23 protein-coding genes, 1 tRNA gene and 1 pseudogene are annotated in these 24,701 nt (G+C 56.0%); 11 read left to right on the forward strand and 14 right to left on the reverse strand.

All coding sequences use genetic code 11. The features are described 5' to 3' along the window. Window positions 1–34 precede the first annotated feature (34 nt). Window positions 35–409 carry a hypothetical protein gene (locus tag ACR0DB_RS02575; protein ID WP_170782769.1) on the reverse strand — a complete coding sequence of 125 codons (375 nt, stop codon included), beginning with the start codon at window positions 407–409 and terminating at the stop codon, window positions 35–37. A gap of 50 nt (window positions 410–459) precedes the next feature. Between ACR0DB_RS02575 and ACR0DB_RS02580 the strand changes: the two genes are divergently transcribed. After that, window positions 460–1,260: an alpha/beta fold hydrolase gene (locus tag ACR0DB_RS02580; RefSeq protein WP_480548685.1), complete on the forward strand. Its 801-nt coding sequence runs from the start codon at window positions 460–462 to the stop codon at window positions 1,258–1,260. Here ACR0DB_RS02580 and ACR0DB_RS02585 read toward each other — a convergent pair whose 3' ends face one another. The 6 genes from ACR0DB_RS02585 to ACR0DB_RS02610 form a co-directional block, all read right to left on the reverse strand. Beyond that, window positions 1,261–1,449: a hypothetical protein gene (locus ACR0DB_RS02585; protein WP_480548687.1), complete on the reverse strand. Its 189-nt coding sequence runs from the start codon at window positions 1,447–1,449 to the stop codon at window positions 1,261–1,263. Window positions 1,450–1,537: 88 nt separating this feature from the next. Then, a complete protein-coding gene (locus ACR0DB_RS02590) occupies window positions 1,538–1,915 on the reverse strand; it encodes a rhodanese-like domain-containing protein (protein WP_480502702.1) in 378 nt (125 codons plus the stop codon). An 80-nt stretch (window positions 1,916–1,995) separates the two neighbouring features. Then, window positions 1,996–3,348: an HlyD family type I secretion periplasmic adaptor subunit gene (locus ACR0DB_RS02595; RefSeq protein ID WP_480548689.1), complete on the reverse strand. Its 1,353-nt coding sequence runs from the start codon at window positions 3,346–3,348 to the stop codon at window positions 1,996–1,998. Next, window positions 3,345–5,579, reverse strand: coding sequence for a type I secretion system permease/ATPase (locus tag ACR0DB_RS02600; protein WP_480548691.1), 2,235 nt, complete (start codon window positions 5,577–5,579; stop codon window positions 3,345–3,347). Before ACR0DB_RS02600 ends, ACR0DB_RS02595 begins: the two co-directional genes overlap by 4 nt. A 37-nt stretch (window positions 5,580–5,616) precedes the next feature. Next, on the reverse strand, window positions 5,617–7,554 hold the full coding sequence (locus ACR0DB_RS02605; RefSeq protein WP_480548693.1) for a type I secretion protein: 1,938 nt from the start codon (window positions 7,552–7,554) through the stop codon (window positions 5,617–5,619). Between the two features lie 135 nt (window positions 7,555–7,689). Next, window positions 7,690–10,089, reverse strand: coding sequence for a hypothetical protein (locus ACR0DB_RS02610; RefSeq protein WP_480548695.1), 2,400 nt, complete (start codon window positions 10,087–10,089; stop codon window positions 7,690–7,692). Between the two features lie 596 nt (window positions 10,090–10,685). Between ACR0DB_RS02610 and ACR0DB_RS02615 the strand changes: the two genes are divergently transcribed. Together ACR0DB_RS02615 and ACR0DB_RS02620 are read left to right on the forward strand one after the other, a co-directional pair. Then, window positions 10,686–11,435 carry a helix-turn-helix transcriptional regulator gene (locus ACR0DB_RS02615; protein ID WP_480548697.1) on the forward strand — a complete coding sequence of 250 codons (750 nt, stop codon included), beginning with the start codon at window positions 10,686–10,688 and terminating at the stop codon, window positions 11,433–11,435. Further along, entirely contained in the window at window positions 11,416–11,925 is a 510-nt protein-coding gene (locus ACR0DB_RS02620; RefSeq protein WP_170782774.1) for a hypothetical protein, read from the forward strand. The genes ACR0DB_RS02615 and ACR0DB_RS02620 overlap by 20 nt, the downstream gene beginning before the upstream one ends. Window positions 11,926–12,323: 398 nt before the next feature. Here the strand turns inward: ACR0DB_RS02620 and ACR0DB_RS02625 are convergent. Next, window positions 12,324–12,409: transfer RNA gene (locus ACR0DB_RS02625), tRNA-Leu, on the reverse strand. Window positions 12,410–12,847: 438 nt separating this feature from the next. On the opposite strand from ACR0DB_RS02625, the gene ACR0DB_RS02630 reads away from it, so the two are divergent. Then, window positions 12,848–13,087 carry a hypothetical protein gene (locus ACR0DB_RS02630; RefSeq protein WP_480548699.1) on the forward strand — a complete coding sequence of 80 codons (240 nt, stop codon included), beginning with the start codon at window positions 12,848–12,850 and terminating at the stop codon, window positions 13,085–13,087. A gap of 79 nt (window positions 13,088–13,166) precedes the next feature. Here the strand turns inward: ACR0DB_RS02630 and ACR0DB_RS02635 are convergent, their stop codons facing one another. Next, a complete protein-coding gene (locus tag ACR0DB_RS02635) occupies window positions 13,167–14,054 on the reverse strand; it encodes a LysR family transcriptional regulator (RefSeq protein ID WP_480549094.1) in 888 nt (295 codons plus the stop codon). A gap of 145 nt (window positions 14,055–14,199) precedes the next feature. Between ACR0DB_RS02635 and ACR0DB_RS02640 the strand changes: the two genes are divergently transcribed. From ACR0DB_RS02640 to ACR0DB_RS02650, 3 genes and pseudogenes are all read left to right on the forward strand, one after another. Continuing rightward, a complete protein-coding gene (locus tag ACR0DB_RS02640) occupies window positions 14,200–15,048 on the forward strand; it encodes a TauD/TfdA dioxygenase family protein (RefSeq protein ID WP_170770091.1) in 849 nt (282 codons plus the stop codon). A gap of 135 nt (window positions 15,049–15,183) precedes the next feature. Beyond that, a pseudogene (locus ACR0DB_RS02645) lies at window positions 15,184–15,492 on the forward strand (alcohol dehydrogenase catalytic domain-containing protein); the annotation flags it as partial. 138 nt (window positions 15,493–15,630) lie between these two features. After that, a complete protein-coding gene (locus ACR0DB_RS02650; protein WP_331252087.1) occupies window positions 15,631–16,137 on the forward strand; it encodes a zinc-binding dehydrogenase in 507 nt (168 codons plus the stop codon). A 147-nt stretch (window positions 16,138–16,284) separates the two neighbouring features. On the opposite strand, the gene ACR0DB_RS02655 is transcribed toward ACR0DB_RS02650, so the two are convergent. Continuing rightward, entirely contained in the window at window positions 16,285–16,875 is a 591-nt protein-coding gene (locus ACR0DB_RS02655) for a hypothetical protein (RefSeq protein WP_480548701.1), read from the reverse strand. Window positions 16,876–16,952: 77 nt separating this feature from the next. Between ACR0DB_RS02655 and ACR0DB_RS02660 the strand changes: the two genes are divergently transcribed. Beyond that, window positions 16,953–17,516, forward strand: coding sequence for a Crp/Fnr family transcriptional regulator (locus ACR0DB_RS02660; protein ID WP_480548703.1), 564 nt, complete (start codon window positions 16,953–16,955; stop codon window positions 17,514–17,516). A gap of 235 nt (window positions 17,517–17,751) precedes the next feature. Here the strand turns inward: ACR0DB_RS02660 and ACR0DB_RS02665 are convergent, their stop codons facing one another. From ACR0DB_RS02665 to ACR0DB_RS02680, 4 genes are all read right to left on the reverse strand, one after another. After that, entirely contained in the window at window positions 17,752–18,531 is a 780-nt protein-coding gene (locus ACR0DB_RS02665; RefSeq protein WP_480548705.1) for an IclR family transcriptional regulator, read from the reverse strand. Window positions 18,532–18,542: 11 nt separating this feature from the next. Continuing rightward, window positions 18,543–19,901: a TRAP transporter large permease gene (locus ACR0DB_RS02670; protein ID WP_170770085.1), complete on the reverse strand. Its 1,359-nt coding sequence runs from the start codon at window positions 19,899–19,901 to the stop codon at window positions 18,543–18,545. Next, a complete protein-coding gene (locus ACR0DB_RS02675) occupies window positions 19,901–20,566 on the reverse strand; it encodes a TRAP transporter small permease (protein WP_480548707.1) in 666 nt (221 codons plus the stop codon). Before ACR0DB_RS02675 ends, ACR0DB_RS02670 begins: the two co-directional genes overlap by 1 nt. A 67-nt stretch (window positions 20,567–20,633) precedes the next feature. After that, on the reverse strand, window positions 20,634–21,872 hold the full coding sequence (locus ACR0DB_RS02680) for a TRAP transporter substrate-binding protein (protein ID WP_170770083.1): 1,239 nt from the start codon (window positions 21,870–21,872) through the stop codon (window positions 20,634–20,636). Window positions 21,873–21,979: 107 nt separating this feature from the next. On the opposite strand from ACR0DB_RS02680, the gene ACR0DB_RS02685 reads away from it, so the two are divergent. The 3 genes from ACR0DB_RS02685 to ACR0DB_RS02695 all read left to right on the forward strand — a co-directional run bounded on the left by ACR0DB_RS02685 (window position 21,980) and on the right by ACR0DB_RS02695 (window position 24,689). After that, window positions 21,980–23,575, forward strand: coding sequence for a GMC family oxidoreductase (locus tag ACR0DB_RS02685; RefSeq protein WP_480548709.1), 1,596 nt, complete (start codon window positions 21,980–21,982; stop codon window positions 23,573–23,575). Further along, window positions 23,568–23,834: a helix-turn-helix domain-containing protein gene (locus ACR0DB_RS02690; protein ID WP_480548711.1), complete on the forward strand. Its 267-nt coding sequence runs from the start codon at window positions 23,568–23,570 to the stop codon at window positions 23,832–23,834. Before ACR0DB_RS02685 ends, ACR0DB_RS02690 begins: the two co-directional genes overlap by 8 nt. A gap of 444 nt (window positions 23,835–24,278) precedes the next feature. Then, window positions 24,279–24,689 carry a hypothetical protein gene (locus ACR0DB_RS02695; RefSeq protein ID WP_480548713.1) on the forward strand — a complete coding sequence of 137 codons (411 nt, stop codon included), beginning with the start codon at window positions 24,279–24,281 and terminating at the stop codon, window positions 24,687–24,689. The last annotated feature ends 12 nt before the right edge of the window (window positions 24,690–24,701 follow it).

Genomic DNA, 24,701 nt, shown 5'->3' on the forward strand with positions numbered 1-24,701 from the left:
AAAAAGCTGAACGGCGCCCCAGCGGCGCCGTTTTTCATATGAAGCCCTGCCACCGCAGAAACACAAGCAGCAGAACCGACAGGGCCAACAGATTGAAAGCCAATCCACCCAGCATCCCCAGAAACCAACCCAGCCTGCGGTCGGCCAGATTGATGCCTGTCAGATGATCTTGCACCTCTTCTGAGGCGCGGGCCAGCTTGGGCGTATCCAGCACCAACCTCAGCTTGGGATGGGCCGCCATCTGTTCGGCATCCGCCAAAACCAGCGCCTGTTTGTATATGCGCCGGGGCAGTTGACGTTTGGCTTTTCTGACCGAGGCCGTCAGCGTCTTGTCCCGCACACCCAGCTTGTCGCGCAACAGCTGCACGGTCTGCGCGATTTGAGTTTGAATATCGGGGTTTTGCGCCATGTGGGGGGCCTCCTGACGCGGCACCATATCCGGGTGACGTCAGCACGACAATGGGGCTGGTTGTTTGGACCGGTGGCGGGTATCACTCGGTCATGCTAAATACGATTGTCCATGGTGAGCCAACTTCAAACCCCCCGTTGCTGATTGCCCATGGTCTTTATGGCTCGGGCCGGAACTGGGGCGTGATTGCGCGCAGACTGTCGGATGAGCGGCAGGTCGTCGCCGTCGATATGCGCAACCATTCCAACAGCGAATGGACCCCGCAGCATGACTATCCCAGCATGGCGAACGATCTGGCCGAGGTGATTGAACATTTCGGCGGTCAGGCCGATGTGGTCGGGCATTCGATGGGTGGCAAGGCGGCCATGACGCTGGCCTTGCTGCATGGTGAGAAACTGCGCAAACTGGTGGTCGCTGACATCGCACCCGTGACCTATACCCACAGCCAGATCAAGTTCATTGAGGCGATGCGCGCAGTTGATCTAACGCGGGTCACGCGCCGCTCGGACGCCGAACAGCAGCTGGCCGATCAGGGGGTTGAGAAAGCCCTGCAAAGCTTTTTCACCCAGTCGCTGGACATCAAGGGCCAACGCTGGCTGCTGAACCTGGACGTTCTGGCCGCCGAGATGCCTAAGATCATGAGCTTTCCTGACCTCACCGGCACATGCAGCAAACCGACCCTGTTTCTGTCGGGGGGCGCGTCGGATTACGTTCTGCCCGACCACCGCCCCGCGATCAAGGCCCTGTTCCCGACCGCGCGCTTTGCCAAGATCCCCGGCGCAGGCCATTGGCTACACGCTGAAAAACCGCGCGAGTTTGAGGCCTCGGTCCGGGCGTTTTTGAACGCCTGATCAGGCTGCATCGTTATACAGGTTTCGGGCTACCCGCCACGAGACCGGTGCCGCCAACGCAAATCCCAATACCGCTGCCAATACGATGGTGGCCACGGAATTCGTGCCCGCAACCAGAACCGCAATCACAGCCGTTCCGGCCAGTGCAGTGGAAATCATGGCATAAAGAGTTGTCGCGAGACGTAACATGGTCAGTTGCCCTTTGTTATGTAACTGACCACAACTGTAACGCGGTACACTCCGGCAGACCTTGACATGTGTCAGGTGAAAAATTTTTCTATTCTTCTGACACTTCACCGCCTGCGTTCACCCAATCGGAAAAGCCACCCAAATTGTAGACCTGAGCATAGCCCATATCCTTGAGCAATTTGCCCGCTAGGGCAGCACGCCCCCCGGCGGCGCAATACAAAACAATGGGGCGATCCTTACGCAACTCGGGGTCATGGGACTTCAGCGCCTCATCTGCGCTGAATTCAAGCGACCCGCGAGAGATATGATGCGCACCACTGGCACGGCCCGTCTTCTGCAACTCGGCCCCGTCGCGGACATCCAGCAGTAAACCGCCCTGCCCCAGAATCTCGGCGGCGCGGGCCATGTCGATCCGCTCCACGCTGGCATTGGCGGCTTCCATCATCTCTTTCACGGTCAAGGGCATCTGTATCTCTCCTGTTGGTGCTGCCGACAGGGTAACATGCGAAAATTGGAAGGTGTAGTGGGATCGCCCTACACGGGCGATCAATGTTCGCGGAAGGCACGCGACATGCTGTCTGTCACCGGCTTGGCGATATAGGCCGCGAAAGTGCGTTCCTCGGTCTGAATCATGATCTCGGCTGGCATCCCCGGCGTGGGGATAAAGCCGCGCACGCGTTCAATCTCCTCCGGCGGCAGCGAGATTCGGGCCAAATAGACCTCTTGCGGGGCACCCGCCGAGTCCTCGAGCAGGGCATCGGCCGAGACGTAAAAGACCTCGCCGCTCAGCACCGGAGTCGTGCGCTGGTTCAAGGCGACCAGTCGCACGGTGGCGTCCTGTCCCGTCACGACGCTGTCGATCTCGGTTCTCGGGATTTGCGCCTCGATGATCAGGGGCGCATCGGCGGGCAGGATTTCGGCGATGGGTTCACCTGTTTCGATCACCCCGCCCGGCGTGTGATAGTGCAGCCGCACGACTGTGCCCGTAACCGGCGCGCGCACAACGGCGCGGTCCAGAACACTGCGGGCCTGACGGGCTTTTTCGCGGACACTTTCCAGATCGGCCTCGATCACGCCCAGCTCGTCCAATGCCGCCTCGCGGTAAGCCGACCGCGTTCGGGTGATCTGTTCTTCGTATTTGAGCATCATCTGGTTGACCTCGGCGGTCTCAGCCGCCAACCGCGCCTGCTGACCATCGGCCTCGGCCTGCACGCGGCGGATCGTGTTTAGCTCGCCTTTGCGGACCAAACCCTTTTCAAACAGCGCCTCTTTGGTCTCATACTCTTCCTGCAAAATGGCCGAGCGCACCCGCATACTGTCCAACTGCGCCTCAAACCCGCTGGAGCGGATGCGCAGCGCTTCCATATTGCGCTGAAGCAGAGCTATATCGTTCAGCAGGGTCTTGCGCGAGACGTCAAAGCTGATCTTCTGGCCGTCTAGGATCGTCATCACCTCGACGTCATCGGTGGCCTTGATCAGATCGGGCGAAAATTCCAGCCGCTCGCGTTCTTCATACTCGGCCAACAGGCGCTGGCTCATCGCCTGGAGGCGGATTTTACGGATGAACAGCTCACGCTCATTGGCCTCGGCAGAGGTCTGGTCCAATGTCATCAGGACCTCCCCGACCTGCACCGATTGACCTTCGATGACCTTGATATCTTCGATGATGCCGCCTTCCAGATGCTGCACGATCTTGTTGCGTCCAGTGGCGACAAAGCTGCCCTGCGCAATCACGGCGGCAGCCAAGGGCGCGCGAAAGGACCACACGCCGAACCCGCCGAAACAGACAACCAACAGCACCATTCCGACGACAACGAATTTGCTGATCGAGCGTGGAACCTCGGCATACCACACCTCGGGGTCTTTGGGATCATTGTTGACGGGCACCAGATCATTCATGTCGCATTCCCCTTCTGGCCTTCGATACCGGGCTGTTTACGCGGCCCGTTCAGCTGTTGCAGCACCTGTTCGCGCTGACCGAACAGGGCGACCCGCCCGTCGGTCAGCAGCATGATCTTGTCGACCGCATTCAGCAAAGTCGGCTTTTGCGTGATCACCACCACCGTGATCTTGTTCGCCTTGGCCTGCGCAATCGCCCGTGCCAAAGCCTGATCCCCGGCCACGTCCAGGTTCGAGTTCGGCTCGTCCAGAACCACCATACGTGGGTTTCCAAAGAACGCGCGCGCCAGCGCGATGCGCTGCTTTTGACCGCCGGACAGCGGAGAGCCATCGGCGGCGACAACAGTCTCATACCCTTGAGGCAGCGTGGCGATCATGTTGTGCACATCGGCCAGCACGGCGGCGTCGTGGATTTGCTCATCCGTAGCGTCCTCACGCATGCGGCCGATATTGTCCTTGATGCTGCCGGGAAACAGCTGCACGTCCTGCGGCAAATAACCTATACTCTCACCGAATTGGCGCGGGTCCCAGTTGCGGATATCCATCAGGTCCAGTCGCACGCTGCCCGACGTTGGCAGGATCGAGCCCACCAGCGTCTTGCCCAGCGTCGTCTTGCCCGCCCCGGAATTGCCGATAATGGCCAGTGTCTCACCGGGATTGAGCGAAAACCCGATCCCGTTCAGCACCACGCGCTTGGTCCCGCCGGGCACGTAAAGAAGCCGTTCGACATCCAACCGGCCTTCGGGGCGCGGCAAGCGCAGCTTTTCGTATTGCAACTGGGACTTGGTCAAAAGGGTCTTGATCCGACCAAAGGCAGCGCGGGTCAGCAGGAAGGTGTTCCACCCTTCGATGGATCCTTCAATCGGGGCAAAGGCGCGCCCGGCGATGATCGAGGCTGCAATGACCATGCCGCCGGTGATCTCACCTTGCAGGGCAAGATACGCGCCCCAGCCCAGAATTGCGATTTGTGTAAGTAAGCGCACCGCGCGCGAAATCGCAGCAAAGATGACGTTCCGATCCTGCGCCCGCACCTGCCATGTCAGCGACTGCGCGGTGTCGCGGCCCCAAATGCGCACCGCCTCGGGGATCATCGCCAAAGCGTTGATGATCTGACTGTTGCGCGCCATCGAATCCAGATGCTGGTTGGCCATGGATTGCGCCCGGTTCGCCTCGGCAAAGGGTTTGGCAGTCATGCGTTGGTTGACCAGCGCGATGACCATCAACAACAGCGCAGTCACGATGACGATTGTACCAAGTTGCGGATGCACAAGGAAAATCATCAGGATGAACAAGGGCGCGAACGGCACGTCCAGAAATGAGATCAACGTGCCCGACACCAGAAATCCGCGGACCTGCTGCAAATCGCCCAGCGTCTGATATTCCCGTCCGGTCCCATGCAGCGAGGCATGGGCCGCCGCGCTGAGGATGGGCGCACCCAACCGGGCGTTTACCTCGACCGCTGTGCGCATCAGCATGAATCGGCGCACCGCATCAAAGGCTGATTGAAAGATCACCGCCCCGGCCACAATCGCGGTCAGCATGATCAACGTGTCCAGAGACCGGCTGGTCAATACGCGGTCGCTGATCTGAAACAGGTAGATCGGGATGGCCAGGATCAGGATGTTGGTTGCGCAAGTCAGCACCAGCACAAAAGCCAGATTGCGCAAGATTGCCCGCATCGAAATTCGCAGCGTCTGCTGAAAGTCCTCGGGCGGAGTGCGTTTGTGGAAGGTCTGGGGTGGCCCTTTGCCATCCCCACCGCCCTCTTTCCGGAGCGGCAGAGGTTGGTTCGCCTTGGCCTCGATCGTGGTTCCCAATTGTCCACCGCCTTTTGAGCGATCCGGGGGGGGCGTCCGGTCGGTCTTTTCCCTGGCGGTTTCCGGATCGGGGCCTTTTGCATCGGCCACCCCAGCTTCGCGGCCCTTCTGGAGTTTGTCGTTGACGGGCTGCGGAACGTCACGCCGAAGGGATTTCTCGGCGTGACGGAGGAATGTCGTTTCTTGAGCACTTTGCGTGCCCTTTGGTGAAGGTTGCGGTTCAGAGACTTTTGGGGCCTTGGGTGGAAACGTCACCGGATTATGCACACGCAGATCCTGGCTTAACCGCAAGCTCGCCATTTTGGCGGGTTTGGTCACGGGGCCATCTGCAGGGGCCTTGGTCGGGCCACCACCACCGCGTCCGTCCAGCGGGCTGGCGAACGGGGATCGGCGCGACGAGAACAAAATCGACATACTCAAACTTTCGAAACACTCGTATCAAACAGGGAAATCAGGCCAGCATGGTTTGCAGACCATCATCGAAGCTTTCAGCCATCTCGGACGGGGTCATCTTGTTGTGGCCCGGCGCGTTTTCCGAGTTTCCGGGTCCATCCACCGTGTCAATAAGGACAGCGATGGCATCATTTCCGATCTCAACATCCAGATCATCGTCCGGCGTGTCGATCAGACTGGCCTGATGCAGCACGAGGTCGGAATATTCGCCCTCACCGGTCATGACCACGGAATCGACGCCGGCTTTTACCACACCCGCGGTATTCAGAACCGCATTTCCAGCCCCCAACGCAGAAGCCACTGCACCGGCTTCCCCGTTAAGGTTGATGTCGTCCTGGTCTTGCAGGATCGTGATCTGTTCAATCGCGTTAACCTGCACCAGATCGCCGTCGATTTTGAGGACCCGGATCTGTTCCATCCCCGCGAAGTCCGGGTTGTTCAGCAAGGCGTCTTCCAGCGCTTCGGTGTCCATTTCCTCAAGCGGCAGAACACCCGCCAAGCTGGCGTCCAACTCTTCATGCGTGTCCTCACCCATCGTGGTAAGCGCCACCTGATTGACAACAAGATTGTCATCATCCTCATCCGGAATGCCACCGTTGATCTCGTCATCATCGAGGAACACGATTGTCTGGTGAACGATATCCACCGAAATCATGTCCCCGCCGATCAGGATCACGTCGTAATAGCTGCCAAGTTGCAGAATCTCGGTTACGTTGATCAGAACATTGTCACCCATCACGTAAAGGCTAGACGATGCGGTGATCTCGGTTTCGATATGGTCGATATCGGTGGCGTCGATTTCTTGCTGGATGAAATTCGTGACCACCAGATCGCCCGCAATCCAGGTCACAGCGACCAGAGGATCCTGCCCCTCGGCCGCGACGTTGTCATCCAGCCAATGGGCCTCGTTGCCTTCAACGGTGATGGTCGAGGTTTGAACGACCATCGTGTCGCTTTGCGCACCGGCATCGCCGGTGTCAATGTCCGACACTACCGCAACCTGACTGACGACGGTCACGTTGACCGATTGCCCGCCCACCGCGATCACTGGCGCGTCGACCCAGGCCACTGTGACGGCAACTTCGTTGACGGCCAGATTGCCACCGGTGGTAACGGTATGCCCTTCGCCAAATTCCGAGTCTTCGGACTGGTCCCACTCGGCGGGAAGAAGTTCTTCGGGCAGATCCTCTGTCTGGTCCTCATCGGATTGATGATGCTGCGGCAGAAGCTCGCTCCAGTCAGGGGCCTCGTCGACATGTTCGCCGTTCACGATGGTACCCATCGCGTCTTCGCCCTGGAACTGATGCACCGTCGCGCCTTCGACCTCGATGGTCTGCTGTACCTCTTCGACGAGGGCTTGAATGTGTTCAACCGACTGATAATTGGCGATATTCAGAGACGGGGCCGATACCGCGTGCAGCGACTCCGCAACCGCCGCCAAGGCGTCGCCCTGCGCCATCAAGGTTTCGACATCGCGGAACTCGGCCTGTCCAAGGGTATCATTGTCGCTTAGACGCAGAGTTTGCACGGTATAGGTCACGGCCGACCCGATCAGTTCGGGGATCAGTTGCGGTTGCAGAACTACGGTCTGAAATGAGATCGCCGGAAGCTGCACGTCGGGAATGAAATCATCGGCATTCGGCACCAGACCAAAACCCGGAACCGGGGCCGCCACGGACATCGCCTGCAAGGGTGCAGGGGCTATATCAGCCTGGGGCGCATCCGTTCTGAATGGCAGGGCATCATATTTCCCCGGATCCAGCTTCAACCCCACCTTGACCTTGATGACGGTCGCATCTTCAAGCTCTTCCAGTTCCGCCTTGCGCCTGAATGCGACAAATTCGTCATACTGATCCCGCCATCGGGCCTGTTCGCTGGTAAGTTCAAATGTTCCAATAAAATGAGCAATCGTTTCACTGATACTGTCGAGCGACATAACACTGTTCCTTTCCCCATCCCGGCCAGAAATTTCCGTTTTGGGTTAAGTTGGGCTGAGGCCGCACCATGCGGCCTCAGCATGTTTTTGCCGGAGATCGTGGGGGTTTAGCCGATCTTCGGCTGGGACACCGGCTTATACGTCGGTATCGTCGCTGGAGTAGGACGAAGTCATCGATCCACCAACCATGGTCGTATCGACCGAGTTGCCAAGCACGTTGGCACCCATGACGATCGACTGGTTGAAGGCCGTGGTGTCCACAACTGCGGCAGACGAAGCATAGGATTCACCCGATACGATGCCGTCACCAGCATTGTTCGAGCCCCAGACACCCGCGTTGCCACCGGTGCCACCTGCGCCCGAGTTCGCACCCGAAGCATCGCCACCAGTGACTATCCCACCAGCTGTGTGGCCGGTAGTCGCCCAACCGATTGCTTCACCGCTGGTGCCGCCCATACCGGCCCCGGCGCCGCCGCCGCCGCCAAAGCCTGAGGTCGCCGACCCGTCCGTCGAACCGGATGCATCAGAGGTGGCATCATTGTCCGAAGACGCGTCACCACCGTATCCGGCAATGGATTCGGCAAGACTGTCCGCCGAGCCATCTGTGTCTGCCTGCGCAAACACATCCACCAGACCACCGTCTCCGGCCGTGTTCATCGCATCGGCCGAACCGGTGCCCGAACCATCCGACGTCGCGCCTTGCTGGATCGCGCCGCCACCGCCGCCGAAACCATCGGCGGTCGAGGTGCCGGTTCCGGTGCCGCTGGCCGAGCCGTCGGTGTCGTTTGTGCCACCTGCTCCGCCATCGCCACTGGTGTTCTGCGAGTTGCTGGCCGACCCGTTCACGTCACCCGGAGACTGGGTGATGTTCGGACCGGTTGTCGCCTGATCGCCGACACCCTGCGCGCCGGCGTTTGCTCCGGCTGTACCGCCTGTCGCGCTACCGCCGGTGCCATCGCCACCCGAGCCGAAGCCGCCGGTGCCGTCGCCACCCGAGCCAAAGCCTCCGGTTCCGTCGCCGCCAGATCCAAACGCGCCGGTTCCGTCACCGCCAGTTCCCGGATTGCCGCCATTGGTGTCGCCACCGCCGTTGCCGGCACCGGCCTGACCTGCGTTCAGCCCGGACAGACCGTTTTGCTGGTTCAAAGCTGCAAGCGCTGCATCGACCTGACCGGAAGTGCCACCAGTGCCTTCAGCACCCGTGCCTGCACCGCCCGTGCCGTTGCCAGCATCACCGGTACCGCCCATGCCTTCTGCGCCGTTGCCCTGGGCCCCAGAGCCTTCGGCACCTGCGCCTTCGCCACCATCTGCATCAGCGCCGCTGCCTGCCAAGCTGCCAGCCAGACCCAGACCGACATTTCCGGCCGCCGCATCGTTGGCGTCGGTGTCGCTGCTGCTGCCATTGCCGGCCTGACCATCCGCATCCGCATCACCGTCGCCACCGGCTGCGCCTTGCGCGGACGAGTCGTTCGCGCCAAGACCCGCGCCAAGCGCCTCTGCGACCGAAGCATTGTTGCCACCGGAAGACTGGCCATCATTGTCGGCATTTGACAGGCCCAGCCCCAGACCCAGCCCAAACGAGCTTGCGTCTCCGCCTTCACCGCTGGTGCCGTCTGCGTCGGTGTCGGATGAACCTGTGTTGCTTGCTCCAGAGATGCTACCGGCGTCTCCGCCTTCGCCGCCACTGCTGCTGCCGTTGGACTCGGCACCCGACACACCGACACCCAGGCCGATGTTGGATGCTGAACCGGTCGAGCCGCCGTCACCACCAACGCCTGTACCATCCGCGTTGCCGGTCAGACCACCAAAGGCCAGCGCGTCAGCGCCATGGGTTTGGGCACTTGCCGCGCCGCCATCGGTGCTGCCACCGCTGCCAGAGTTGCCACCATCGGTTGAAGAGCCGATGCCCTCATGGGCCGTCGCGGTGCCACCATGAGCATTGCCGCTCTGGTCAAATTCGCCATCGTTGCGAACGGCGGCCGAGCCCAGATGGTCATTGTCGGACAAGTTTGCGACCTGGCTGCTGATCGAAGACATGTCATTGCCTTCACCGCTCAGGTCGATGTCCAGATTCAGGTCGTCGCCCGGGTCATAGTCCATATCGCCTGCAACGGTGATGACATCGCCCAGCTCAGCCGAACCTGACGCGTCAATATCGACAGTGTCATTGTCTTTCGGCAAGCCTTCTCCGTCGCCGAAGTCGATCGTGACCGAGTTGCTGTTCGAGTTGTCATTGTCGCCATTGCTTTGCGACTGACCCTGACCTTGATCTTGACCCTGGCCCTGATCCTGGCCTTGGGCTTGGTCTTGACCCTGACCATTTTCAACAGACGTCGCCTGAGCTTGCGCCTGGTCCTGACCCTGGCCCTGTTCGTTGTCGACATCATTGTCGACATCCGTCTCTTGCGACGTCAGGTCAGCATCAACATAGGCGTCATCCACATGGATATCTGCGTCGATTGGCGCGATGATCGTATCCACGTTCACCTCGTCAATATCGGTAATGCTGTTATGGGGTTGTTGACGTTTTGACATATCAATTTCCACTTATTAAGCGCACTGACCGTCACTCTTTCAAAAACGGTTACGGGCGCGGTTGAAACAAACAGCGCACTCGCGCAAAACCCGCGCGGATGCGTATTTCACAGTGAGATTGTCCTCCACCCTCCTTTCCCCGGCTTAGCCGGTCCTGCATCTGCTAAAGACGTTCGCGGAAATGCGCGATTCGCAGACGCGTTCGGATCTTTCGCCCCGTTAATTGGAGCCGTTCCATGGTTGCAGGAGGAAACCAGTCTGAATAGCTAGCCGGAAGCACTAGAACGGGTAATCACCTGATTCGGATTGATTATTTCCAAATCACGAACAATGCGCGACTTTTTCGGTTGCTGGTTTTTTAGCCAATCGCATATCGAGAAAACTCGTTAAATTGCCTCTACTTAAGCGGGTGAAACGCCCTCAATCCTAAACTTAAGTTCTAGAACTGTTTGCGCGTTAAGGACCGTGCAACCAGGAAATTTGCACTTTTCCCTATAGTCTGCACCGAAAGTGCGTTAATGTTCAGTTAATATTTTTCGAAGTGCCAGTTTGCTATTACGCCGCATAGCGGTGCAGGTTTTGACAAGGGGGGAATGATGAGCATTCCGTTTCGGGACAATGCTGCGCAAAACCAATTTGGTTTTGACGAATTCTCGGTAAATTTTATTGGTAAAGAGCTTTTCTACTCGGACCAGACCCTGACGGGTGTTGAAACAGAGTTTGGTGTCACCACACACCGCTACGATTCAATCTCAGCCCTGCCGACATATGGCGACCCTACCACCGGCCCCGGTAGGATCGTGATCGTCGATCAGATGATTCTGGAAGATCTTCTGGCCCGTCCCAGACATTATCGCGATTGCGTGGGCAGCGGCAGCTTGGCCTACGCGTATCGAAAAGAGGAATCCGCCCGCATTCTGTTTGAGCAATGGGACCGGACTCGCCATGGAGATATCGGTTTTCTGCCAATGAATGTCGGTCCCGATGTCTGGCGCGCGATCCTTCGATTGTTGCTGCATGAGGAACTATACCTGCCCGGCTTTCTTGCAGACAGCGTCTCCAACTTGCAAAGCCCACCCAAGCAGCACGCAGGCTCTAGGCCTGCCGCGCCTGAGCCGCACCCGCTTTATTCCAAACTGACCCGGAGGGAAAAGCAGGTCCTGCAACAGGTATCAAAAGGGCACAGTAACAAGATCATCGCGGCCAATCTTGGTATAACTGAACACACGGTTAAGTTGCACATGCACAATGTCGCCGGAAAGATCGGCGTCAGCAACAGAACCGCCGCCGCACAGTTCTTTTTCGAAGTCGCCCCGGACGAAGCCCATGAACTTGCCAGCGACTGAGGATTTCGAAACCCGCTTTGACCGTCTTATCCTTTTGGTCGGCAAGCTGAACTATATGTGGACCAATACAGAAAGCCTGCTGATCCACCTGATCGCCGGGCTGAGCGGAACCAACAAGGATGTCGCGGTCATCATTTTTCTGACCCTCAACACCACCCGTGCACGCATTGATCTGGTGGAACGGCTGGCAAAGATGGACGGTCGCCCCCCCGATCTGAGGGATGCGATTCTCGAGCACACCCAGCGCTTGTCGAAACTTTCGGGCATTCGCAACAAGTACAATCACTGCATCTATTCCTTCGACCCTGACAGTGGAAATCCCAAGACGATTCTTATGCGGATTTCAGACCGGAAAACCGACATCAAGCTGGGACGCGAAGACACCGTTGACGCCGCAGCGCTGACCGAGATTGAAAGCGTAGTGAAAAAACTCTCGGACGCCAACCGCGATATCTGGCAGTTGATCACAAGGTTAGGCTTTCCGGTCTAAAGGCGACGTGGTGCGGGTGGTCAGGTTTAACAGAACATAAACAGGCCATTTCCTTCACGTTCACCTGACTTGATCTATAGTGGCGAGTGTCGCTTTAACTGCGACATTATCTTGCTACCCGATCAGGGTCTTTCGATGTTCAACTATGTTCTGACAACTTCTACCACTTTGATATGGGTCGCAACCGGGCTGCTTGTAGGCTTCCTTTTTATCTAGCCCCCCAGTGCGCGCCTAACTTGAGCCTGAGAACAGAAGCCTTGAATGGCTTTGTTGCGTAGAGGTTGTGTAAGCAGTGAACAGGCACGCCGTCACGGGCAACTGACACCGCGTAGCGATTCTACCAAAAGCAACGACTGTGGAACGGGTTGCACGCCAAACAACATCGGCTGTGAAATACCTGGTGCGGGCGGTGGGACTCGAACCCACACGGGCATAAGCCCTTCAGATTTTAAGTCTGATATGTCTACCATTCCATCACGCCCGCACGGCGTATTCCGCCCCCAATTAGGCTGAGGAAATCACTAAGCGGATAACGCTGCAAACACAATCCGTTTCAACGACAACCACTTGAATTCTGATTCACGGAGGGCTGACAACCGGAGCGATCGTTGCCAATCGTCAAAGGCTGGTTAAAATTCGCACGCAAGGATTACACATAAATTGCCAATCTCTAGGACGGGGACCACCCTTAAGGGATATCATTTTCGATTTTCGGGCAAGTTACGAGTGCAGAACAAAAGTCCTTTCCAGACTGGATCGCTGGCATCGAACATCGCGCCAAGAGGCCTCCAGCCTGGCACCCCAACTTCGCACAAATACAATCTGGCAACGCCTCGCCTATCCCGGAGCCTTCGTCGGGGCGTTCTTTCTGGGGGTATTCGCTGTCTTCCTGACACGCTACATTCAATACCACATGGTAGGCGTGCCCGACGCTGGTGACACGAACTTTCCAGGCATCATCGGTATCGGCGTGGCCAGCATGGCGGGTTTCTTTATCTCACTGTGCCTCACAGACAAACAAAAGGAATTCGCTAGTGCCAGCACGGCAGGCGTAATCACGACCACACTCACCTTCCCAAATCTGGTCTGGGAAAACGACATCGGATGGGTATTCGATATGGGCTCGAAGCCGTTTTTCTCCACGTTGCATACTAATGACTGACCCAAGTCCAGTTTTGACTCCCAGTTTTCTTAGTTCAATTGGTCGAAAACATCTTGTGGATACCTACTGGAGTGCCAACTCACAGACAAACCCGTTGACTATCTGCTGCTTCCAATAGCGCCGCTGTAACTGCGTCGATCATTTTGGTGTGAGGCGATGCCGTCATACTTACTAAGCCAACAATGCGTTCTGGTCCCTTCTGTTCAAGGGGAATCCTTTTGAGCCGCAGATGGTCATATGTCGTTAAACGGTTGTCTGGTATGATTGACACGCCAAGTTCAGCGGCCACCATACTTGAGATTGCTTCAAGACTCTCAAGCTCCATCGCGTCTTTGACTTTAATGCCCTTTCTTTGCAGCCAAGTCTCGATTTGCCTTCCTACAACCGCATCACGCGTAAAGCGAATAAACGGTGACGCACCAAGCAATTCTCTCGAAGGTAAATCTGGGGTGTTTTCCGAGACAAGCAGGACCAATTTTTCAGATACAATTTCTGAGAATTCCAATGTGTTTGGCAGAACATCTGGTCGGGAAATGATCGCCGCTTGAATCTGCCCGCGGTCCAACTGTAGCAAAAGCTGATTGGTCAAACCTGGAACAATCCGTACAAGGATGTCCGGATGCACGGACTTTAGCCTCGCCAACGCAGTTGGCACTAATCCAGTCAGGGTCGTTGGAACGGCCCCCAAAGTTATTTCACCAGAGAGTTCGTTGTTCGACTTCACCCTTTCCGCCAAACCGTCATATGCGGCCACCACCGCAGCAGCCTCTCCGACGAACGTTAGCCCGGTATGAGTAAGTTTGGGCGACTTGGATGATCGGTCAAATAGTTCGAGCCCCAACGCGACCTCCAGATTCCGCATCTGGTGACTGACCGCCGACGGAGTTAGATGCTCCGCCTCAGACGCGGCACGGAAGCTACCATGTCGATGAACTGCGATTAGAGTTCGCAGTGCCCGAATACTCATCCCGATAACCTCGCTAGCGCTAAAACCGTGTTCATTATGTGAAAATTTTTTCACTTATTAGTCAAAGATTTTTCGTTTTTGTTCATTTTTGTTGATGTGTACCATGCACACAGCACGCCTTATGAAACCAAACCCAGAGGTGCTTATGGTTGCTCCCAAATCCAACGCCTATACTTCCATCGTCGCCAAACCCTTCGCTCCAAACCTCGGGGCTGAGATCTACGGAGTCGACCTAAGCCGGCCTGTGCCTGACGACCAGTTTGCAGAGATCTGCGACGCTTTTCACACCTACCAGGTGCTGTTCTTCAAAGAGCAGAAGGAAATACCACCTGCGCAGCACATTGAATTTGGGAAACGCTTTGGGCCGCTTCACGCACACCCCGCAGCCCCAACGATGGACGGGTATCCGGAGATTTTCGAAATACATGCAACTAAGAATTCCAAGGTAGCAAACGGTGAGTTCTGGCACTCTGACGTCTCTTGCGATGAGACACCGCCCCTTGGAACTATGCTGCAAATCCATATCGCCCCTCCTTGTGGCGGGGACACTATGTTCAGTGATATGTATGCGGCCTACGATGATCTTTCGGAACCGATAAAAGATATGATCAACGGGTTATCTGCACTTCATAGTTCCGAGCATATCTACAAAGGCCGCTATAGCGACCGGGGGCAAAAAGACAGCGAAATTGACTGTCCCGAAGCAGTTCATCCGATCGTTAGGACTCATCCGGAAACGGGCCGAAAGTCGCTGTTTGTGAATCGAACATTTACAACAAAGATTTTGGGCTTGTCGGAAAAGGAAAGCGACGCGATCCTCAACATGCTTTTCGAGCATGCGGAACAGATCAACTATCAAATCCGGTTCAGGTGGTCACTTAACGACATGGCCTTTTGGGACAACCGGTGCTGTATGCATCGTGCGATCTGGGACTATTGGCCCGCTGAGAGAAAAGGGCGACGTGTGACCGTGAAAGGCGATAGGCCTGTCTAGCCTCGACCGAACCGAATTGCTGGATCAAAGAAACCGAATCTTTAGGAGCGATAAGTGCGAGCTGCAGTCGTAAGAAAGTTTTGTGAAGATCTTGCGATTGAGACCGTCCCGGATCCAACCTGCCCAGACAATGGAGTGGTCCTGGAGGTCGCAGCCTGTGGAGTATGCCGCTCGGATTACCATGGATGGTCTGGCGCGCACCCCAAAGTTCAAAATGGCTCCATCTTAGGGCACGAATATTGTGGAACTGTGGTAGAGGCAGGGCCTCAAGCGAAGCACAGTGTTGGTGACCGCCTCATAGCGCCATTCATCTTGGGTTGCGGCAGCTGCAACGCTTGTCAAACAGGCGTATCAAACACTTGTGCTAACCAAATCGTTCCAGGATTTGGAACGCCAGGTGCCTACGCAGAATATGTCGCTGTGCCGTTTGACCATAACTTAGTTCACTTGCCAGAAACGCTCTCTCCTTCCTTGGCGGCAGGGCTCGGGTGTCGTGTAACCACTGCTTGGCATGCTTTGACAGACCGTGCAGATGTCGCAGCTGGTGAATGGGTGGCTGTCCACGGTACAGGAGGTATTGGCTTGTCCGTTCTTCTATTGGCAAAAATGCTTGGATGCCGAGTTGTCGTAGTGGATGTGGTTGAAGAGAAACTTGAGCATGCAAAGCTCAACGGCGCAGACGCTACAGTAAATGCCAGCAAAGAAGACGCCGCAGCAGCGATCCTAGATATCACGGATGGAGGAGCACAGGTTTCCATAGAAGCGCTGGGGATCGAAACAACGACGAACGCATCCTTAGAGTGTCTCGCCATACTTGGTCGACACGTGCAAATTGGTATGCCTTCGGGCGACGGCCAGATGCAGGTAAACATGCGTGCAATCTATTCCAAACAACTCTCGTTTTTTGGCACTCGTGGTATGCCTTCGTGGAAATACCCACGCCTTCTAGGAATGATCGAGCGTGGCGAAGTAGATATCCAGCCAATGGTCGCCAGAGAGGTCCGATTGGAAGAGGCCAGCAATGAACTTCGCGCAATGAATGGACCAACTTCCCCAGGAACCGCTGTTATCACAAGGTTTCAGCCGTGATCAGCGCAAACGCCTGATAGGTATTTATTCAGTCATTCTCTCTGTCATCGTGCGCCCCTTCGCAAATTCAGATACTCACGCAAACTGGCTGTTCAGGGTAATGCAATGAGCGCCTGCTTTGGGCTCGGTGCAGACGTTCAGCAGAATTCAGTGAGCGTCCGCTGTGCGGACGAAGTCGCCATTGTCCGCCTGGGGACAAAGGTCCGCTTTGGGGAGACGCGCCCAGAGAAACCCAGTCAGAAGCGAAAGCAATACAGCCAAAGTTGTCAGGGCCGATTTAACAATTGTGGCTGTACTGGCGGCATACACCAGTGCACTTGATACCTCTGGCCAACTCCAAATCATGGCCGCGATTCCAATGTTTTCGAAATAGTCGAACAAGGCGCAGCCAACCGAGAGAATTATGCCAGAGCGAACAAGCTTGCTGTCGGGCATACGTCGCCCGAACCAGCTAAACGTGGTTATCAAAGTCAGCGCGAGCATAGCCGGGTAAAATGTATCTAGAGAGAGCTGGTAACTAAGATAATACTCGCGCCCTTCCGCTCTTAAGGCTTCAAGAAGCGACGCGGCGTCTTTGGGATTGTAGCCGAGCGGACGCATGTCGAATGGGACGTGCCCCGAGACAGCTTCGATGTGAGCAAGCGTGACGCTGATCATCAGCACGTAGATGACTAAAGCAGTCAACCCGCAGCCAACGGCGGCAAAACCGATGTACCTTGAAAGAATTGTGTGAATCATTTTGGGAACTCCTTGATCTGTGCCAAGTTGCCCTTGGGTGAAGCCACACGCATTATCATTTGATAAGGCAAACCAAGATGGATCTACGGAAATTTCTCGCACAGTCTCCTGACCTGCCTGATATGAGTTTTGCAGACGGTTTTGCGTCTCAGTGGAGAAGTAAGCGTTTGAACAAAGGCGCGCGCCTTGCCCACCAAGAACAACCTGAATCAGATGAGTTCATTCTTTTGGATGGGTGCCTAGCCAGCAGCATTTGTGACCAAGAAGGCAAGGAAGTATGCGTTGGGCTCCATGTAGGTCCTTGCGTTGTCACGCCGAATATCGCGCGAACGCGGGATGGAGTGTCCCTTGTGTCCATCGAGGCAACCAAAGACGCTTCGCTTTATTGGATCAATACTGATCGGCTTACAAACCTGATGATTGAGTCTGAACCAATCCGAAACTGGGCAAATGGTATTCTACGAGACGCATTGAGTGAAAAGGCGGAACGCGAATGGTGTCTCGCCGCTCTTGGCGGGGCGGAGCGGCTGAACTGGTTCCGCCAAGCCTTCCCCAGCTATGAAGACATTTTCTCTCATTCGTTGATAGCATCCTTTTTGGGGATCACGCCCGTTACGATGAGCCGTCTACGCGCTAGGTAGAGAGCAAAAAGAAGGGCGGAACTCACGATTTGGAAATTCCAACCGACGCCCACGGAAACTTAACTCGTCAATTCGGCTGAACTTTCGGGACTATCAGAGGCGACATACATTCAAATAACCGACTTTCCTTGAGCCCGCGTAAGCGGGTGAAGGTTGTTGATATCTGGAAAATAGATAGGGGCGCGAACAATACCGGTGTAGGCAAAAAACTTGCTACAGCACTGCAAAGAGCCAATCAGGAACAAAGAAGGTTCGACAACTTCTCGGCTCCTCCATTCAGGACAGGAAGGAATTCGAGCAACCCTTGCAGCTCATGACGTTGCGTTGGGGCATGAACCGACAAAGTGGCGACCAACCTGCCCGTCTCGTCCTGAATTGGCACGGCAACCGCGGTCATGCCGGACATGAATTCTTCGTCATCAGTCGAATAATTTCTGGCAGAAATCCGGTTCATTTCGGCCCGCAATGCCTCCGGTTCGGTCAGTGTATGCGGCGTCTGGGCGTCCAGCCTACCAGCGGCCAGATAACCGTCCAGAACTTGTTGCCTAAGCGTCGACAAATACATCTTGCCGCTAGCCGTGCAGTGAAACGGCACTTGCGTCCCGATCGGCAACTGAATGCGCAAAGGCCACTTCGTTTCGACCCGGTCAAGATAAATCATCCCTTCGCGGTCGGGGATCGCCAGGTTGCACGTTTCGCCGATCTCATCCGCCACGCTGCGCAAAATCGCAAGTCGCGCGGTACGAAGATGTTCCGATGACACTGTATTCACGGAAAGCTGACGCAGGCGAGGCCCCGGTCCGAAAGACCGCCCATCCAGATCGCGCTGCAGAAACCCTTCGGCTTCGGCGGTTTGCAGCAGGCGATGGATCGTCGGTTTTGCCAAGCCCAGAGTTTCGATTAAATCCGATGGCTTCACCGCGACCCCACGCCGGGCGATTTCCTCAAGGATCACCAATAGGCGCAGGTTTGTCGGTATTTGAGTTTCTTTTTCGGGTGCATCAGTATAGGCCATCCCGGTACATTCTAGTTGTTTGGCAGCAGGATCAAGGCCAGATCAGGTACCAGTGACACCAGTATCCAAACTGATAGCAAAGCGACTAGATACGGCACCGTGTAACGCAACAATCTGAAATAGGGCACGCCGGTCACGCCGGACGCCACGTACAAGTTCAATCCATAGGGCGGGGTGATGAAACCGATGGATGCCCCAACCAGAAAGATCACCGAGAAATGGATTGGATCGACGCCAACAGACGCTGCTATGGGGGCCAGGATCGGCGCAAGAATGATCGTGACAGGTAGGCTTTCCAACACCATGCCGGAAAAGAATACGATCACCATCGAGGTAAACAACACGGCGTGGTACCCGCCCATTGAGGTGACAAAATCACCGATCGTCTGCTGCGCCCCCAGCAACGACAGGATTTGCTGCATCACGACAGACACTGCAATCAGCGGTGCAAGGATACCAGTGATCTGCGCAGATCGGATCACGATCGAGGGGATCTCGGGGATGGTAAAGCCTTCAACTACGAACATCTCGGCATAGGTTTTCTCAGTCGGCGGAATATTGTTGCGCGCGCCCATGATGCGGTTAATCGGATAACTGACCAGCCCGGCAATCACACAGAATCCGACAGTCACGCCGGCGGCTTCGGTGGGTGAAAACTTGCCGGTGTAGATGCCCCACAGTACTAGGCCGATGGCAAAGAACCCAAGCCATGCGCCAAAGGCGGTTTTCAGGATGCGGTTAAGTTGCAACGGGATCAGATAGCCCCAACCGTTGATGCGGCAGATGATCCAACAGGCCAGTTGCATGCCCATCACCATCAGCGCGCCGGGCAGAATGCCGGCCACGAACAGCTCGGAGATTGGCAGGTTCATCAGGAACCCGTAGACGATGAAAATAATCGACGGCGGTATGATGATGCCGACCGTACCACCCGCCGCAGCGGTTGCGGCACTAAAGCGCTCGTCATAACCGCCCTTGACCATTTCCGGGTGCAGCATCGACCCGATCGTCGCGGTGGTGGCCGAGTTTGAGCCGGAAATCGCCGCGAACAACCCGCACGCCCCCAGCGAGGCCATCGCGAGCCCGCCGCGTATCCAGCCCAGACAGGCATAGGCAAAGTCGCTTAGCCGGCGCGCAATACCGGATTTGTTGATCAGGTCACCGGTCAGAATGAATAATGGCATCGCCAACAGGGCGAAGCCCTTGTTGAACACGTTCAAGAGTTCCGCTCCCATATTGTCCAGCGTCAGGCCAAGGACAAAAGAACAGCCGATCACCCAATAGCTGATGACCAGCAGAACCGGCACGCCCAGCATGAACAGAAAAGTGACCCCTATCGAGATCAGAGTTACCCAGGTTCCGTCCGCCATCAGTCCGATCCTATCACCGCCTGCTGAAGCAGTGGCTTACCTGTTTTCCAGTTGTCAAAATCATCTACCAGGTTCTGAAACACCCGCCCAACCATTAGGAAGAACGACAGCGGCGCGGCCAGAAGGAACCACCATTGCATGATGTTGTCGGTTCCGAGCACGATCTGAAAATTCGAAGCCGAAAGCGCCACCAGACGTGTCGTTGTCACGATAACAATGACTGCGAAAATGAACCAAAGAACAGCGTCCAATATCAGACAGGCCAGCTGCGCGCCGCGCGGCATCCCCGTGCGAAATTCAGTAAAGCTCAGATGTGTACGCAGGCGCACGTTGTAAGACGCGCCAAACCAGGCCATCACCATGAACAACAACGGCGGGATGGTCGTCGACCACGGTTCCTGATCGTTGAACACAAACCTGTCAATAACACCCCAAAAGATGATCAGCGCGATGGCCAGATAGGAGTACACCATGACCGAGCGTTCAAGCTGGCGCTCGATGAACGGTACTTTTCGGTAGATCATCATGATTAGCAAACCGCCGAGCGCGGCGACCACCGTTCCGACTACCCAAGCCGCGTCAGACCGCAGTGCGGTTTGAATCTCGAATGAATCCCGGCTGAGTAAGGCGCTGAAAATTGCCCCAATATCTGCCCACAGCGACATGAACCCCGTCCTCCCAGTCGGTGTTTAGTGGAACCGGCCCGCGAAAGGACCGGTTCGTTCAGTTTAATCAGGCAGTGCCCATCCACCAACGGCGGGGTTCGACATTCTCAGGCAGCATATCCGCCGGAATCTCGCGCGCGATGTCGTAGATTTCCTGATAGGTATCGATGCCACCTGCCCAGTTGTTCAGACGCTCACGCCATTGCGCCCAGGGTTCAGGGTTGTAGTTCGGCGCACACATTTCTTCGGCCAATTTGATCTGATCATCAGCCAAGAACGCGGCCCGTACACCGTTTTCGGCAAAGATCGTGTTCGGCAGTTGCGGGTCCGAGAAGCCCACGGTGTTCAGCAACGCAGCCTCGTTCGCACCTTGAATGAGCGCTTGTGTGAAGTACGAGGATTCCATGACGGCATCCTGAAGCTCTCCGCTCAGGCTGTCGAACACTTTTGCTGACATCGAGGTGTGTTCGGTACCACAGAAGAACTTGAGGTTCACCGACTGCGACACAACTGGGGCCATGTTGGCATAAGCCACGGCAGAGGCCCAAGTCTCAGCCCCATCGATCAGACCAGTTTTCAACGCATCCAACGTCTCTTCCCACGCGACAGGCACTGGGTTCAGGTTCAGCAGCTGCATTGCGATCCGACCAAGTTGTGTGCCGGTCACGCGGTTCTTAGTACCGAACAACTCTTCCAGCTTTGTAACAGTTGGTTTGTCTGCAAAGTTAGAACCCATCTGAAGGCCACGCAGTTCACAATGGGTGAACAAGAACTTCAGCCCATGGCGCTTCTCAAGGGGGTCTCGTAAGATGCGCTGACTGGCGGGGCTGTAAAAGAAATGATACTGCGCTGCGCGGCTGGGGAACATATAGGCATAGTCCAACACGTTCAAATACGGCGCGCCGCCTGCCGAGTTTTGGGTTGAAGCGGCATAGATGTCGACGATTCCCTGCTGAGTCTTCTCGACGCAGCTCAGCTGACCGCAGATCTGGTTGTCGCCGATGAACTCGATGCGAATCTCACCGTCTGTACGCTCTTCGAGGTCGCGCGCGAACTCGATGGCACCGGCCCGTTCGATCAAAAGGTTGCGGGTATTGAAGCCGGCCGCACCGAATTTCAGCGTGTGTTTGGGCTCCTTCGAGAACCTCTTTTCATAATTTGACTCAGCGGCTTGCGCCAGATTGGCGAGGCTCATCGCGCCGCCAAACCCACCAGCTGCCAGCAGAGTCGAGCTCATGCCATAGCGCCCTGCCACACGGAAGAAATCCCGCCGTGAAATGCCACTCAGTTTCCGTCCGATCTCCATTGCTATCCTCCCGTTTCGCAATTATTGAGACGTTTTGTATCAAAAAATGCTAGTATAGTTCTGGCAATTTGCATAGAGTTTTTTGACGACTTTGGGAGGAGACGGTCATGGAAGTGGATTATGCGGTTGTCGGGGCGGGGTCTTCTGGCTGTGTCGTTGCCAACCGCCTAAGCGCTGATCCCAACACCAAAGTCGCCCTGCTTGAAGCGGGCGGGCCAGATACGAACCCGTGGATTCACATCCCTGTTGGGTATTTCAAAACCATGCACAACCCGTCGGTCGACTGGTGCTACCGCACCGAACCCGACCCAGGGTTGAACGGTCGTTCCATCGACTGGCCGCGCGGCAAAGTACTGGGTGGATCATCCTCGCTAAACGGTCTCCTTTATGTACGCGGACAAAAAGAGGACTACGACCGCTGGCGCCAGATGGGCAATGTCGGCTGGGGATGGGAAGATGTGCTGCCCCTATTCAAACGCAGCGAAGATCAGGAACGCGGCGAGGATGCCTTTCACGGCACAGGCGGCCCGCTGTCAGTATCGAATATGCGTATACAACGTCCGATCTGCGACGCCTGGGTCGCCGCTGCGCAATCCGCGGGCTATCCGTTCAACCCGGACTACAACGGTGCGGAACAAGAAGGCGTCGGGTATTTTCAACTGACGACGCGCAACGGTCGCAGGTGCAGCGCTGCGGTGGCTTATCTCAAGCCGGTCCGCGACCGCACCAATCTGAATATCATCACCCACGCTATGGTGTCGCACGTCACATTTAACGGCAAAAAAGCGACCGGACTGGAATATCGCGACCGATCTGGAGCTGTGCAGGAAATCACCGTTCGTCGCGAGATCATTCTGTCCGGCGGAGCAATCAACTCGCCGCAGATATTGATGCTATCGGGCATTGGTGATCCCGATCATTTGAAGGATAACGGGATTGAGCCGATCCACGCGTTGCCTCGCGTTGGCAAAGGTTTGCAGGATCACCTGCAGGCGCGACTTGTATTCAAATGCAACGAGCCCACGCTGAATGACGAAGTGCGTAGCCTGTTCAATCAGGCCCGGATTGCGCTAAAATATGCGTTATTCCGCGCAGGTCCCATGACCATGGCCGCTAGCCTTGCCACCGGGTTTCTGAAAACGCGCCCCGAATTGCAAACGCCCGATATCCAGTTCCACGTCCAGCCGTGGTCGGCGGACAGTCCTGGCGAGGGGGTACACCCGTTTTCTGCCTTTACCATGTCGGTTTGCCAATTGCGCCCGGAAAGCCGGGGAGAGTTGCTCTTGAATGGGCCCGATCCGTCTGAATATGTCAAAATCGTCCCGAATTACCTGTCTACGGAAACCGACTGCCGGACGATCGTGGACGGTGTGAACATCGCTCGAAAGATTGCACGACATAACCCGTTAGCGTCAAAAATCTCGGAAGAGTTCCGGCCTGACGCGCAGCTATCCTGCGATGATTACGAAGGCACACTGGACTGGGCACGGTCGAATTCTGTTTCGATTTACCATCCGACGGGCACTTGCGCGATGGGCGCGTCGGGCGATGCAGTCGTAGACCCCAAACTGAAAGTCAACGGAATAGAAAATCTGCGGGTCGCTGATTGCTCGATCATGCCAGAAATCGTCAGCGGAAACACCAACGCACCTGCGATCATGATCGGTGAAAAGGCGAGCGATTTAATACTTGCGGATGCCTGACCACTCGGCACGTGCGATCACTTCGGACAGGAGCACGGCGACAGCGGGCGGCCCCAACCGAAGCAACTTGGCTGCGCGTCTCAAAGATGTCCGACTGAAAAAGGGATACACTCTAAAGGCTTTGGCCAAGGCATTGGGCGTCGAACACCACACTATGATCAACCAAATGGAACTTGGCAATGTGGCAGTACCTTCGAACCTATGGGTAACACTTGACGAACCTCTCAATTTGGATCGCTATATCTGGGTGCGTCTTTGAACCCAAGAATAACATCCCGACATGCATTGGTCGCTCTTGGCAACCTGAGCAGCCGGGAAGTAGCGAACTTCTTGGATGCCTTGCATAAGGGACAACTGAATAACTTGCTGAACCAGCAGAACCAACAACCCAAACCAAAATCCACACCTGAAGACCTGACCTCTGCATGCCCAGCGCAAAGCGGATGGATTTAGCGTGCCCAAGTTCGGATGCGCTGGACCTTCTTGGTGTCTAAAGAAAGAGCCCAATGAATATCTTCAAACCAATGGCAGCCCGTACTTCGACAAGTTCATGATCGGCGGGAAAGAGTACAAGGCCAGTACCAAGCGCAAAGACTAGGCTGTTGCTAAACGCGTCATGCCGGCGGAATACAACAAGGTCATGGACATTCGCTAACATGGCGAGAAGCCGGAGATAACGCTCCGAGACGCCTCCGCGCTCACGGTGGCCAGTGTCCAAAGCCGGATCAAAGACAGCTACCAATACAACATGCACCAAATGCTAGGGCTGACCAAGGTCTTCCACGGCCACTGGTCGCTTGATCCGGACCGTCCTCTTTCTCCTTGGACCGGTGGCGACGTGGATCACCTAAGGATGGCACGTCGGGCAGAAGGTATGACGGCAAACACGACTAAAGTCGAACTTCGCTTTCTCAAGCGAGTGAACAACTTTTGCAAAAAGAAGAACAAGGTGAACCCTGATCTGGATACTAAATTCGACCGTGGCTTAGTGAAATGCCAAGTTTTTTCTGAAACCAAAGAAAATGCCATTCTCCAGTTTCCCAACGCCAAGGCATCTGAGGGAAGCGCTGCATATCAGAAGGCGGCCGATCTGTTCAACTACCTAAAAAAATAAAGGTTTAAGGCT

This window comes from Ruegeria sp. AB6, from assembly GCF_056542685.1.